Raw genomic sequence first — 13,155 nt, forward strand, 5'->3', positions numbered from 1 at the left:
ATATTACTTTAAACTTTCAGCAAAACCCTTATTTCTCCACTTTCCCTTTTTAAAGAAAATTGTAGTTATAATAGCTCCTAGTGTCCATGAGACAAGCAGTGAAATAAATGTAGATTCAGGTCTTCCTGTAGGATATGCTGCGCTTCTAGTAAGATAAGCAATTCCATAAGCCACAGGAACACGCATAATAACTGTAGTAATTAGTGAAATCCACATAGGTGTCATTGTATCTCCTGCGCCTCTCATAACACCTGATAAACTTTGGGTTACAGCCATTGCAATATACCCTAGGGCAAGAATTTTCATCATATGCATACTTAAATCAACTAGCTCTTTTGTATCAGTAAAAATTCCCATAAGATATTTTCCAAAAATCAAAATTAGAATTGTTATAGTAGTGGACACTCCAACTGCAATCATGGTACCATCCTTAGTTCCCTTTTCTACTCTATCCATTTTTCTAGCTCCAATATTTTGACCGGCGTAAGTTGTCATAGCAGTTCCAAAAGTAAAGTTAGGCATCATAGCAAATCCATCTACACGCATAACTATTACATTACAAGCAATAACCATTTCTCCAAAACTATTAGTTAGAGATTGTACAACTATCATGGCAAGGGAAAATATTGCCTGAGTTAATCCAGATGGTAATCCCAGTTTTATAAGTTGAAGAGAGTAGTCCTTCTCAACTTTCAACATTTTTAAATTAAAGTCAAATACACTCCTCATTTTTGATAATTTAATAATACAAAGCACCGCTGATATTCCTTGAGCAACAACAGTTGCAATGGCAACTCCTGGGACTCCCAAGCCCATACCTGCAACAAACCAAATGTCCAATATAACATTTAAAATTGTAGAAATAATCAAAAATACAAGTGCAGATACAGAGTCACCTAGTCCACGAAGAACTCCTGCTAAAATGTTATAGTAAGCAAAGCCTGCAATACCTACATAATAAATTATAAGGTATTTTGTACACCAATCAATTATAGAAGCTGGTGTTTTTAATAATAAAAGCAGTGGACGTGTAACAATAGGTCCTACAATCATTATTATTACAGAAGCAATAGCAGTAAGTGTCATACAAACACCAATGGTATGGGATAATTGCTTACGTTTTTTTGCTCCAAAATATTGAGCAACCATAATGCCTGCTCCTGTTGCAATTCCAACAAAAAGCACAAGTAAAAGATTTAGTATTGGAGCTGCACTGCCAACTGCAGCAAGAGCATTATCACCTACATATTTTCCTACAATAATAGAATCAGCTGTGTTATAAAGCTGCTGAGCTACGTTTCCAATTAGCATCGGTATAGAAAATTCAACAATTCTTTTCCATGGTGTGCCCTCAGTCATATCCTTTGCGGTAAACATTTTTGAAATTTTTTCCATATTCTTCTCCCTCCCTATTATTAATTATAACATAACTCTCAGACAATAATTCTAAATTTCTTCAAAAACATCGATTATTCCTTTTTACACCTTATTTACCGCGTTTTCCCACTATAGTATTGTAAATTCGTCGTAAAGCTTTATTTTGCACGGTTTAAGTAATCCTATTACTGGGGACGGTTAAGCTATTTTAGCTTAATTCATAGCTAAAATAGCTTAACCGTCCCCAGTATTTTTTATTTTATTTTTGATTCATAACTAAAACTTCTTAACCGTCCCCATTATTTTGGTGTATACTTAACAGTGGGGGGGAACAAGAATGAGACAAAAAAATGATTTTACTAAGGGAAGTGTTCCAAAACGCATATTAAGTCTTGCTTTACCAATGACTTTAGCGCAACTTATAAACATTCTTTATAATATTGTGGATCGTATGTATATTGGTAGAATTCCAGGGGCATCCACTCTAGCTCTTACGGGTATTGGTATTACACTTCCTATTATTACAATAATAATGGCTTTTGCTAATCTTTTTGGAATGGGTGGTGCTCCACTTTGTTCTATCGCTAGGGGTAGGGGTGATATTGAAGAAGCTGAAAAAATAATGGGAAACTCTTTTTCGCTTTTAATTATATTTGGTGCCGCACTAACTATATTAGGATTAATTTTTAAGAAACCTCTGCTATTTCTTTTTGGTTCTAGCAGTTCTACATTTTCATATGCAAATGACTATATTACAATTTATTTAATTGGAAGCATATTTGTCATGATAAGCCTTGGAATGAATAGTTTTATTAATTGTCAAGGATTTGGACGAATAGGCATGATGACTATTTTACTAGGTGCTATTACAAATATCATATTAGACCCTATTTTTATATTTTTATTCCATATGGGTGTTAAAGGTGCGGCATTAGCTACTGTAATATCGCAATTTTTATCCTGTTATTGGGTTTTAAAATTTTTAACTGGCAGAGATGCAATTCTTAAGCTTAAATATAAAAATTTGAAAATAAATTTTTCAATATTAAAGAGGATTGTTTTTCTTGGATTATCTAGTTTTATTATGGCTCTTACCAATAGTGTTGTACAAGTTGTTTGTAATATTACTTTGCAAATTTACGGTGGAGATTTATATATAGGTATCATGACTATTATTAATTCTGTTCGTGAAATTATTATAATGCCTGTAAGGGGAATTACTAACGGTTCTCAACCGGTTCTAGGCTTCAATTACGGTGCAAAAGAATATGGTCGAGTTAGAAGTGGAATTAAATTTATGTCTGTAGTTTGCATAATATATACATTTGTACTGTGGCTTATTTTAAGAACTTTTCCTGAATTTTTTATAAGAATATTTAGTAATGATCCTGAACTAATCAAAAAAGGAGTTCCTGCAATGAATATCTACTTTTTCGGGTTCTTTATGATGTCTTTACAATTTTCAGGGCAATCTACTTACGTCGCCCTTGGAAAATCCAAGCAGGCAATATTCTTTTCACTGCTACGTAAAATAATTATCGTGGTTCCACTTACATTGATGCTACCTAAAATGTTTAATTTAGGCACTAATGGAGTATTCTTGGCCGAGCCAATTTCTAATTTCTTAGGAGGACTAGCTTGCTATATAACAATGCTGCTTACAATTTGGCCACGCCTTAAAGAAAAACAGGAATGCTTGAATGAGTCCAGCATATCGTAAAAATATCAGAAACGCCGTAATAATTGTATCCATACAATTGCCAAAATATTTTTTCAGCAATATAATAGTCCTAGCACCATAGAAGGCCAATAATATATAAAATTATTGTATGTACTATAATTACATATGTTCCATACATAACATTTATATAGAATTTATAAACAGAGCTCTTAGCTTCAGATGGAGTTTTTACTCCAACTGAAGGTTAGAGCTCGTTATCCAGGGACGTAGCTGCCGTTATCTCCCACTTCGTTACAAGTGGGAGTGTTACGGCAGGTAGTCATCGGATAAATAACATTTATTATAGTAGGCCTAGTAATTTTATGGGAAAATATTAGCTGTAAGCGGGGGGATTATATGAAAAATAAAAATTTAAAAATACTAAAATTATGTCAAACTGCATTATTTGCGGCATTATGCTTTGTATCATTTACTTTTCTTCAAATTAAAATTCCAGTACCAGGGGGAGATGCTACTTCATTGCACATAGGTAATGCATTTTGTGTATTAGCTGCTTTACTTCTTGGTGGATGGTATGGAGGATTGGCTGGCGCTATTGGAATGACCATAGCAGATTTACTAGATCCTGTATATATTTTAGTAGCACCAAAAACATTTGTATTGAAATTATGTATCGGTTTAATAACAGGATTAGTTGCTCATAAGTATGGAAAAATAAGCAAGAGCAATGATAAGGGTTATATATTTAAATGGAGCATTATCGCTTCAATTTGTGGACTAGGTTTTAATGTAATTTTCGATCCTGTAGTAGGATATTTCTATAAACAATATATTTTAGGACAACCTCAAAAGGCTGCGGCAATCCTAGCTAAATTAAGCGCATTTGCTACATTTTTTAACGCAGTTGTATCTGTAATACTAGTAGCTTTAATTTATAATGCTATATTGCCACTTTTAAAGAAATCAGGCTTTCTATTGCCAGTAGGAAAAGATAAATAGTAACTAAAATCTATTAGCCACAAACTGCCTGTTCAATTCCATAACTTTCCAAGTTATATATTAAGAAATATATAGTATTATTAAACCACAAAAGGTACAATGCGGTGGAATTATACCTGGGGATATACCTGGGGACGGTTAATTCTTTTTAGCAATATTTTGATGAAAAATTGTTAACTGTCCCTGTTTTATAGGTTCATCAAGGATTACCAATACTAAATCCTCGTAAAGAATTTATAAGAATAAAATAGATAAACCCACCACGCTTTTGATACAATCCCTTGTCAAGTGCTCATGTACGGTAAAGAAGCAAGCAACCGAAAACAAGAGATAGACCGCCAGCACCACACTATTCCGAACCAAAGAAAACAAAGACCAAAAGACAAGCATTGTGGAAATGTGCATAACAGGCTATGGAATCATGGATAACTCTATTCACAGAACATGGAAAAGCTAAAGTGCAGCTTTCCCACATTCTGCAAACAGAGTTACCCACAACTCCATAAGACAGCCAGTTATACACATTCCCACAATGCCGACTACTACGGAATCCCTCTCATACCTATCTACAAAAACACGATAAGGATTCAATACCTTAATTTGGAAATATTTGTTGGCAGAAAAAATACTTGCGTGCGCACGCATATTGATGTATAATACGTTCTGATTGGAGGTATATATCTATGCAACTATTAAAATGGCTTTCCGTAACAGGCCGATTTTACAAAATCTATTTGGACAAGCAACTTGCCCCCTATGGAATCAACAACAGTCAATATATGTTCTTAATCAAAATCTGTCGTTCGCCCGGTATTCTACAAGATTCTTTGTTGAATATGTTCTATGTTCATCCAAGCAATATTGTACGGACGGTTGCGACATTGGAAAAGCAGGGAATGATTACACGTTCTCCCAATGATAAGGATAAGCGGACATGTAAATTGTATCCTACAGAAAGAGCATTGTCTATTATTGACGAGATACAGATGATATGCGAAAAGACAGAAGCTCTTTTATTGCAGGGTATGAGCGAATCCGAGCAGAACCTTTTTATGGATTTCTTAATACAGGCGGGCAGAAATATCACATCGGAACTCCATATAGAGAGAAGGGGGGAGGAGTTCAATGACTGAAAATCCTCTGGGCTATGAAAAAATTTCAAAGCTGTTGAAAAATTTTGCTGTTCCCAGTATTGTGGCGTCTCTTGTCGGCTCAATCTACAATATTGTGGATCAGATTTTTATTGGTCAAGGGGTCGGTTATTTGGGAAATGCAGCAACCAATGTTGCCTACCCGTTTTCTACCATCTGCCTTGCCATTGCACTACTGGTCGGAATTGGCAGTGCTTCCCGTGTTTCCCTCTGTCTTGGACGCAAAGAGCCGAAAGCTGCCGCCAAAGCAGCGGGAAATGGTATTGTTCTGATGGGAATTTTCGGAATTATTTATTTGCTGGTTGGAGAAACTTTTCTGTCTTTGCTCCTAAAGGCATTTGGGGCAACGACAGATGTATTTCCATATGCAAAGCAGTATGCCAGCATAACATTGATTGGAATGCCGTTTCTCATTGTAACGAATGGTATGAGCAATTTGATTCGAGCAGATGGAAAACCAAAGTATTCAATGGTCTGCATGGTTGTGGGAGCTATTATCAATACCATTCTTGACCCCATTTTTATTTTTGTTTGCGATTGGGGAATTGCCGGCGGAGCTTGGGCAACGGTTATTGGGCAAATTTTTTCTTTCATACTCGCACTCCGTTATCTATGGCGTTTCCAAACAATCCATTTTGAAAAAGAGTCGTTTTTATTAGACATTAAAGAAAGCCTGAAAATTTGCAGCATGGGGATAAGCAGCAGCTCAAATCAGATTGCAGTTACCGTGATTCAAATCATTCAGTACAATTCGTTGACTTATTACGGCGCATTAACAAAATATGGAACGGATATTCCCTTGGCAGCTTGCGGAATTGTTATGAAAACAAATGCCATAATCCTTGCGATTGTTGTAGGAATCTCGCAAGGGACACAGCCGATTATCGGTTTCAACTATGGAGCAAGGCAATATCATCGGGTACGGGAGGCTTACATGCTTGCAGTAAAGTGGAATCTTGTTGTTTCCACTATTGCTTTTATCGCATTTCAATTTTTCCCGCAATCTATCATTTCACTATTCGGAGACGGGGACGAGCTGTGTTTTGAATTTGCTGTTTTGTTCATGCGTACCTATCTTTTCATGGTGTTGGTAAATGGTGTGCAGTTGCTTTCTTCCAGCTTTTTTACCGCAATAGGAAAAGCGTTAAAAGGTGCTCTGTTGGCATTAACAAGGCAGACCTTTTTCTTGATTCCGCTTACCCTGCTGCTCCCGCTTCGTTTCGGAATTATGGGAGTATTGCTAGCGGGGCCTGTTGCTGATTTTTCAGCGTTTGTGCTATCTATTGTGTTAGTGGGAACAGAATTAAGAAAGCAAAAAAATGCAACACATATTAGTCCACAGTAAAATGAACGGGCTACGTCCGCTATTGACAGCCCCGCCTGTCTTTGCTTTTAGGCAGCTAAGGGGCGACAGCAAAAAGTGCTGCCGCCTCTTACATTATAAAAGCAACTATCAATCATGCACTACCCTTTTAGGAGGAAAGGGGGAATTTCCATGACCTGCACAAAAGATTACCGGGAACATATCGAGTATACCTTTCACGCCTTTTGCAAAGTCGTTATCCGCAACGCAACGATTACCGCAGCAAGGGCAAGGAGCAGAAAGTACAAAAGAGAAATATCCCTTGAATACCTCACAGAAGAAAATCACTACCCTTTAAGCACAGCAGATAAGTATTTCCAAGCCCCGGAGCCGGACGAGGAATACACGCTTACCCTTTGCGGCGATACCGTCATTTTCAGTAACGCCTTACTTGTGGAAGCTCTGTCACGGCTGGACACAAAGAAACGGGAAATGGTTTACCTGTCCTTTTTCCAGAAAGTGCCGCAGCATGAAATCGGCAGACGGTACGGGCGCAGCCGCAGCACAGCGGGCTATCATATCCGAAAAGCCCTGCGGCAGCTACAAGCGGAAATGGAGGGAATGGCGTATGAGGAATAGCAGACTTCTCCCCTATGAAACAATCGTACAAGCCGCCAGCGGGGAGCCGGAAGCGGTCAACACCGTATTGCAGCACTACCGCAGCCACATACGATATGCCGCCCTTGTAAACGGACAGATAGACCAAGATACAGAGGACTATATAACCCAAACGCTGCTTACCGCACTTTTCAAGTTTCGTTTTGAGGGATAGCCCCGCAGTCTACAACTGAATAACCACCGCTTTGTCGGCAACCGAAAGCAGTAAATCTATTCAATGGATTTGCTGCTTTTTTCGTTCCCATTTTGGCGTTTTTAGAAATCACCTGTATTAAAAACAAAAGAAAATTTGCCACCGGATTTGGCAAAATCCCATTTTAGCCGTGGAGGGTAACAAAGAAAAAAATCCTGCTATTGTCCGTCTTTTTTGCCTTGCCCGGTGTTGTAGGAAGTGAACGGGAAAATTTCAATTCCTACCACCGCAGGTTTGGCAAAATTTCCTTTTGTGGTGTTGTAGGAAATGACGGGAAATTTACAAAAAATGCCGCCGCACTTTGCCTGTTCGGGATTTTCAATCGTATTAGTAACAAAGGCAGGACAGGATTTTAGGTTACTAAGAGCAAGATTCTACCGCAGTACCAAATTTCGCTGTTCGCTCATTTTGTCCTTGCGGGAATCTTGTTGGGGAGTGCCTTCCCCAAACCCTGCTTATGCGGCTTTTGCCGCTTATCCCTGCCGCTGTCATGCGGCAAACGAAAGGAGGTTATAACCATGCCGAAACGATACAACACGCCCCACCGCAGCCGGGTAATCAAAACCCGGCTGACCGAGGAAGAATACGCCGACTTTACCGCCCGGCTTTCCCCTTATGGTATGAGCCAGTCTGAATTTATCCGGCAAGCCATTACACGGGCAACCATACGCCCCATTGTTACCGTGTCCCCGGTCAATGATGAACTGCTTGCCGCAGTCGGGAAGCTGACCGCCGAATATGGCAGAATCGGCGGCAACCTCAATCAGATTGCCCGGTATCTGAACGAATACGGTGTGCCGTACAACGCCCTGTCCGGCGAAGTCCGAGCCGCCATTTCCGACCTTGCAGCCTTGAAGTTTGAAGTCTTGCAGAAAGTAGGTGAAGCCGTTGGCAACATTCAAACATATCAGCTCTAAAAATGCCGACTACGGGGCAGCCGAGTAGTACCTTACCTTTGAGCATGACGAGTTTACCATGAAGCCTACCCTTGATGAAAACGGGCGGCTTGTCCCCCGTGAGGACTACCGACTTGCCACGCTGAACTGCGGTGATGAGGATTTTGCCATAGCGTGTATGCGCTCCAATCTCCGCTATGGCAAGAACCAAAAACGAGAAGATGTGAAGTCCCACCACTATATTATCAGCTTTGACCCACGGGACGGAACGGACAACGGTCTGACCGTTGATAAGGCGCAGTCGCTGGGCGAGGAATTTTGCAAAGAGCAGTTCCCCGGACATCAAGCCATTGTCTGCACCCACCCGGACGGGCATAACCATTCCGGCAACATTCATGTGCATATCGTTATCAATTCCCTGCGGATTGAAGCCGTTCCACTTCTGCCCTACATGGACAGACCAGCGGACACCAAGGACGGCTGCAAGCACCGCTGCACAGACGCAGCTATGGAATATTTCAAGTCCGAAGTCATGGAACTATGCCACCGGGAAAATCTCTATCAGATTGACCTGTTGCATGGCAGCAAGAACCGCATTACCGAGCGTGAATACTGGGCGCAGAAGAAAGGGCAGCTTGCCCTTGACCGGGAGAACGCTTCTCTTTCTGAAGCCGGACTTCCTACCAAGCCCACCAAGTTTGAAACCGACAAAGCAAAGCTGCGGCAGACCATACGGAAAGCGTTGGAGAAAGCCACCACCTTTGACGAATTTTCAGCTTTGCTTTTACAATCGGGAATCTCCGTCAAAGAGAGCCGGGGGCGGCTGTCCTATCTCACGCCGGACAGAACCAAGCCCATTACTGCCCGGAAGCTGGGGGACGATTTTGACCGTACTGCCGTACTTGCCATTTTGGAGCAGAACGCCCACAGAGCAGCCGAAAAGACCGCAGCCATACCCGAATACCCCGACAGCATTATGGGGCATTTACAGCGGACAAAAGCCGCCAAAACCGCCCCGAAACAGGACGGATTACAGCGTATGGTTGACCGGGAAGCCAAACGAGCCGAGGGCAAGGGCGCAGGCTATGACCGCTGGGCTACCCTGCACAACCTCAAACAGATGGCGGCTACCCACAACTTCCTCATGGAGAATGGATTGCTTGACCTTGACAAGCTGGGTGCAGCCGTGGAGGACAGCCGGAAAGCCCTGTCTGAAGCAAGGGAAAGTCTGCGGGGCATTGAGCAGAGCATTTCCGACAAGAAAAATCTGCGAAAGGTTGTCAGCGATTACCGCCGCACCCGCCCCACCATTGATGCTCATAAAAAGCTGTCCGGCAGAAAAGCGGAGAACTACCGCCAGTCCCACGAAGCGGAATTTATCATCTATGAAGCTGCCCTGCGCCAGCTAAAGGTGCTTGCACCGGGAAAGAAGCTGCCCGCCACTTCCAAGCTGAATACGTGCAAATGTCAATATAAAAATGTAGGTTTTTTCAAAAATAATATGGTAGGAAAACCTACATTTTTATTTAGTACTTTTACCCCTCCTCAGCAGTGATTGATTGAAGTTGATCTTTAAGGCGATATGATGGACCATTTATATTGATAACTGAGCAATGATGCAGTAATCTATCCAAAAGAGCATTTGTTAATACTGGCTCCTGAAAAATATCACCCCATTTTGAAAAGGGAGAATTAGTTGTTATTATTGTAGAAGATTTCTCGTACCTTTTGGCTATAAGATTAAAGAATAAGTTGGCAGACTCATTATTCATCTTTTGATATCCCAGTTCATCTATTATAAGAAGTTTATAACGGCAAAACCACTTTATTCTTCTTTCTAACCTGTTTTCTTCACTTGCTTTTTTTAGTTGTGATATAAGTTCCTGGAATGTGATAAAATACACACAATTACGTTGCTTAGCCGCTTCAATACCTATTGATACAGCTAAATTTGTTTTCCCAACTCCTGGACTTCCACAAAATATTATATTTTCCGTCTTTTCTAAAAATCTAAGTGTTATAAAATCCATGATTTTTCCCTTATCTATTGAGGGTTGAAATCCAAAGTCAAACTGATCAATTTCTTTTAAAAACGGAAAATTAGCAACTTTTACATTCCCTTTTATTACAGCATCCTTCTTGAAATTTATTTCTAATTGGCTTAATTCATATAAGGCATCAACAGGTGTTTTGCTACCGTCTGTCATCATATCTATGTATCTATCAATGTTCTCTCTAATTCGCACTAATTCAAGTGTGTCCAGGTTATTAATAAGGGTATTGTAGTTGTTCATTTAGCAATTCATCCTCACGATCCCTGGAGCCTGCCCTAAGGTAAACTCCTGTATTTCTTTTTCATATTTATTATGAATTATTTTATATCCTTCATCTGTTAGAATGCATTCTGCATCGCATACTGCCATAAAATCATTTATCCAGCAATCATAATCTAATTGCTTACACCAATTGTTTTTAACTGAAAATTTTAAATTAGACATGAAGATTTCTTTATTCTTTACATAAGGAAGTACTAAATTCATTCCTTTAATAAAGGTGCTTCGATTTTCTTTTGACATATGGGCATACTGCCCTATAATCCAGTTACCATAGGGGCTCCCATTCATATATGCTAATAATGCTTCGGGTGACTTTGTAGCCTCTATATTTGAAATATCTATTTTTCTTGATTCTAATAATCTATCCATAAGTTTTAAATTTTCATTAGCTACAGCCTCTAAATCTGCAGCCTTAACCTTCCCTTTCATAAGTATCGTGTAATGTTCTGGAACATAATTAATTGGATTTTTATTAATTGAGTGAAATGTTACAAGTTTTCCTTTATAATAGATATATAGTTTATTGTCGAGGATATCAACGCTAACTTCCTCATTAATAAGCTTAGGATGTACGGAATATTTGCTCTCTCCAAATCTAATTAGTGCTTCATTTGAAACTTTATATTTATTTGGTGATAGATAGGTATCAATAATTGAAGCTTTTGGTAAAGAATGCAGATATTCCTTTTCCTTATAAAACAGAGCGGTTGGCGACATGCCTGTTTCCGTATTAATATTTATATTCATTTTTAAATTAATTTCCTTTAGTTTCTCTAATAAATTATCTAATGTATCAAATTCACCATCATATGCCCGAATCCAGTCAATTACCTTATTTTTTGCTTCAACAGTCCCTTTTGTTTCAGGCTTTCTTGCCCCACACAATCTGACATTAAATCCAAAATCTTTTGCAAACTTACCCATTGTTTCAGTAATCTTTTTCTTTACTCCATGTACATTTGCAACAGTGGACATGTTATCAAACAAAAGCTCTTCTGGTATTCCTCCAAAGGCTTCAAAGGAATTAATAAGACATCTAAAAACATCATCTGTTTTTTTTTGAATGGATAGTCCTAAGTAGCTATATCTTGAAAAACTAAGTGTTACATGCAAAATATTTATAGTGTATTTTTCCCCAGATCTTGAAGTAAGTGTTATATCCTCCTTCCAGTCAACTTGCCCTTGTTTTCCAATTTTTGTTTCATAACGTGGATGGCCAGTATTACTTTGTTTAGGTAGTAACTTGTTTTTCTTGATATAAGTGATGAAATTTGAATAGGTACCTATAGTATTAATCCCATGTTTATCCACCATAAATTCATAAACACCTTTCATTGTAATCCTACGAATTGCTAACTTATCAGTAATTTCTACACGATATGGGTCAAGCTTGCTTTTCTTAATTCTCGTTTTTGGTTTCCCTTTGTAGCCTTGATCATACTTTTTTACAGTCCTCCAATCCATACCATATTTTTTTGCCAGTTGGGCGTAATTTGGTTTAATTCCTATGCTATTCATTAGAAATAGCTCTCCTTGTAAGTTGTTAATCATAGTTGTTATACCTCCATGTAGAAGTATAGCAATTATGTCCAAAATACAAAATAAGAATGTAGGTTTTTATACATTTTTATTTTGTATTTTTCCTACATTCTTATTATATTATTTGCATACGGAGATTGAAGCCCTCATTTCCGAGAAAAACGCAGCTTACAACACCTACCGCACCGCAAAAGCCGAGTATGAGCAGCTTGCCACCGCCAAACGGAACGCAGAGCAGATACTACACGGCACACCGAGCCGACAGAAAAAACAGGAACAGGAGCGATAAACCGCCCCGAATTGATACCGAATAAGAACAGGAGGATGCACCATGAAACTCACAAGAAGCGAATTAGAAATGATTTACCAGTACGCCGCTGCTGACCGGGCGGCTACCGTTGCGGGGCTTGCAGAGATTGTCCCCGTACTCAAAGACCCTCTCACAAAGGCAATCGTGGAAAACACCATAGACAAGCTGGAAAAAATCCCGGAGCCGGAGTGCAGCCGCTTTATCGCTGATACCAAAGCCCGTTTCCTTGAAGAACGGGACAACTCTATCCGGCAGCGGCTTGCCGAAGCAAAGGCACAGGCGAAAGAGCCGATTATGCAGGGGCATGACCTTACGGGTTTTGAACGCTATCTGTCACAGACCCGGCACATGATTGTGGTTGATATTTTGAGCAATGACAGCCCCGTTGGGTACAAGGGGGAACGCTACCGCTTTTTCCTCTCTGACGAGGGCTACAAGAACGCAAAGGCAAGCGAACAGCGGGGAGAAGCTAAAATCCGCAGCCATGCCGCCGTATGCTGCGGAAGTCTGTACCCGGATAAAAAGCCGGGGCGTGACCGTTAAAAACCGCCCCGAAATGATACCGAAACCATACAAAAGTCTGGGGGTATAGCTTACCCTATCCGCAATACCCCTGACCTTTCCAACGGGGCTTACAGGGCAGATTTTTCCCGAAAATGACACCGGGAACATACAGATTTTGCCCCTGTCCC

General features: G+C 39.8%; 12 protein-coding genes and 1 pseudogene. 10 read left to right on the plus strand and 3 right to left on the minus strand.

The features are described from left to right. Positions 1–3: 3 nt before the first annotated feature. Positions 4–1,395 (minus strand): MATE family efflux transporter, encoded by a 1,392-nt coding sequence (locus tag CC89_RS10405; protein ID WP_035291919.1) that lies wholly within the window; start codon positions 1,393–1,395, stop codon positions 4–6. A gap of 319 nt (positions 1,396–1,714) precedes the next feature. On the opposite strand from CC89_RS10405, the gene CC89_RS10410 reads away from it, so the two are divergent. From CC89_RS10410 to CC89_RS10445, 8 genes and pseudogenes are all read left to right on the plus strand, one after another. After that, positions 1,715–3,097 carry an MATE family efflux transporter gene (locus CC89_RS10410; protein ID WP_035291920.1) on the plus strand — a complete coding sequence of 461 codons (1,383 nt, stop codon included), beginning with the start codon at positions 1,715–1,717 and terminating at the stop codon, positions 3,095–3,097. A gap of 357 nt (positions 3,098–3,454) precedes the next feature. After that, the gene (locus CC89_RS10415) at positions 3,455–4,057 is read left to right on the plus strand and encodes an ECF transporter S component (RefSeq protein WP_035291922.1); all 603 of its coding nucleotides are present in this window, start codon (positions 3,455–3,457) and stop codon (positions 4,055–4,057) included. A 683-nt stretch (positions 4,058–4,740) separates the two neighbouring features. Next, on the plus strand, positions 4,741–5,190 hold the full coding sequence (locus CC89_RS10420; RefSeq protein WP_035291924.1) for a MarR family winged helix-turn-helix transcriptional regulator: 450 nt from the start codon (positions 4,741–4,743) through the stop codon (positions 5,188–5,190). Continuing rightward, entirely contained in the window at positions 5,183–6,553 is a 1,371-nt protein-coding gene (locus CC89_RS10425; RefSeq protein WP_035291926.1) for an MATE family efflux transporter, read from the plus strand. The genes CC89_RS10420 and CC89_RS10425 overlap by 8 nt, the downstream gene beginning before the upstream one ends. A 150-nt stretch (positions 6,554–6,703) precedes the next feature. After that, complete coding sequence (locus tag CC89_RS10430) at positions 6,704–7,150, plus strand: RNA polymerase sigma factor (protein ID WP_035291928.1); 447 nt, start codon at positions 6,704–6,706, stop codon at positions 7,148–7,150. Further along, the gene (locus CC89_RS10435; protein ID WP_035291930.1) at positions 7,140–7,343 is read left to right on the plus strand and encodes a helix-turn-helix domain-containing protein; all 204 of its coding nucleotides are present in this window, start codon (positions 7,140–7,142) and stop codon (positions 7,341–7,343) included. Before CC89_RS10430 ends, CC89_RS10435 begins: the two co-directional genes overlap by 11 nt. Positions 7,344–7,900: 557 nt before the next feature. Beyond that, complete coding sequence (locus tag CC89_RS10440; RefSeq protein WP_035291932.1) at positions 7,901–8,299, plus strand: plasmid mobilization protein; 399 nt, start codon at positions 7,901–7,903, stop codon at positions 8,297–8,299. After that, positions 8,271–9,414: pseudogene (locus CC89_RS10445) on the plus strand (relaxase/mobilization nuclease domain-containing protein); the annotation flags it as partial. The gene CC89_RS10440 and the pseudogene CC89_RS10445, both read left to right, overlap by 29 nt. 399 nt (positions 9,415–9,813) lie before the next feature. Here CC89_RS10445 and istB read toward each other — a convergent pair. Further along, entirely contained in the window at positions 9,814–10,572 is a 759-nt protein-coding gene (istB, locus tag CC89_RS10450) for an IS21-like element helper ATPase IstB (protein WP_035289149.1), read from the minus strand. After that, positions 10,573–12,165 (minus strand): IS21 family transposase, encoded by a 1,593-nt coding sequence (istA, locus tag CC89_RS10455; RefSeq protein WP_051931461.1) that lies wholly within the window; start codon positions 12,163–12,165, stop codon positions 10,573–10,575. 34 nt (positions 12,166–12,199) lie between these two features. Here istA and CC89_RS20525 point away from each other — a divergent pair, with 34 nt between their 5' ends. Beyond that, positions 12,200–12,442 (plus strand): hypothetical protein, encoded by a 243-nt coding sequence (locus CC89_RS20525; protein WP_185750737.1) that lies wholly within the window; start codon positions 12,200–12,202, stop codon positions 12,440–12,442. 42 nt (positions 12,443–12,484) lie between these two features. Continuing rightward, positions 12,485–13,006 carry a DUF5720 family protein gene (locus CC89_RS10460; RefSeq protein WP_035291936.1) on the plus strand — a complete coding sequence of 174 codons (522 nt, stop codon included), beginning with the start codon at positions 12,485–12,487 and terminating at the stop codon, positions 13,004–13,006. The last annotated feature ends 149 nt before the right edge of the window (positions 13,007–13,155 follow it).

Origin of the sequence: Clostridium sp. KNHs214, assembly GCF_000744935.1 — a bacterium.
GTDB lineage: Bacteria > Bacillota > Clostridia > Clostridiales > Clostridiaceae > Haloimpatiens.